The following is a 695-nucleotide window of genomic DNA, read 5'->3' on the forward strand; positions in this document are numbered from 1 at the left end:
ATACTCAATGAAAATCAAAGAGCAAACTAGGAAGCTAGCCGCAGGTTGCTCAAAGCACTGCTTTGAGGTTGTAGATAAGACTGACGAAGTCAGTTACATATATCTACGGTAAGGCGACGCTGACGTGGTTTGAAGAGATTTTCGAAGAGTATTAATAGAGTTTTTTTGACATAAACTTTGGCTCTACTAGGTAAAGTAGAGCTTTTTGTTATGCACTATTGGACATTCTAGAAAGGGCAACAATATGATAAAAATCAATCATCTGACCATCACTCAAAACAAAGATTTACGTGATCTTGTCTCAGACTTAAGCATGACTATCCAAGACGGGGAAAAAGTAGCTATTATTGGAGAGGAAGGAAATGGCAAATCAACCTTACTTAAAACTTTAATGGGGGAATATTTGTCTGATTTCACTATCAAAGGAGACATCCAGTCTGACTATCAGTCACTGGCCTATATTCCTCAAAAACTTCCCGAGGAGCTGAAAAAAAGATCTCTACATGACTACTTCTTTCTAGATTCTGCTGATTTAGACTACAGCATTCTTTATCGTTTGGCGGAGGAGTTGCACTTTGATAGCGACCGTTTTGCTAGCGACCAAGAAATTGGTAGCCTCTCGGGGGGCGAATCTTTGAAAATTCAGCTCATCCACGAGTTAGCCAAACCCTTTGAGATTCTATTTTTGGATGAAC

At 39.4% G+C, this 695-nt stretch carries 1 protein-coding gene; it reads left to right on the plus strand.

Annotated elements, in window-relative coordinates:
- Positions 1-244: 244 nt before the first annotated feature.
- Positions 245-695: ATP-binding cassette domain-containing protein (locus tag D8863_RS10635; protein ID WP_125441868.1), on the plus strand; the 451-nt coding region annotated here is incomplete at its 3' end.

This window comes from Streptococcus oralis, assembly GCF_003943825.1.
Lineage (GTDB): Bacteria > Bacillota > Bacilli > Lactobacillales > Streptococcaceae > Streptococcus > Streptococcus oralis_CD.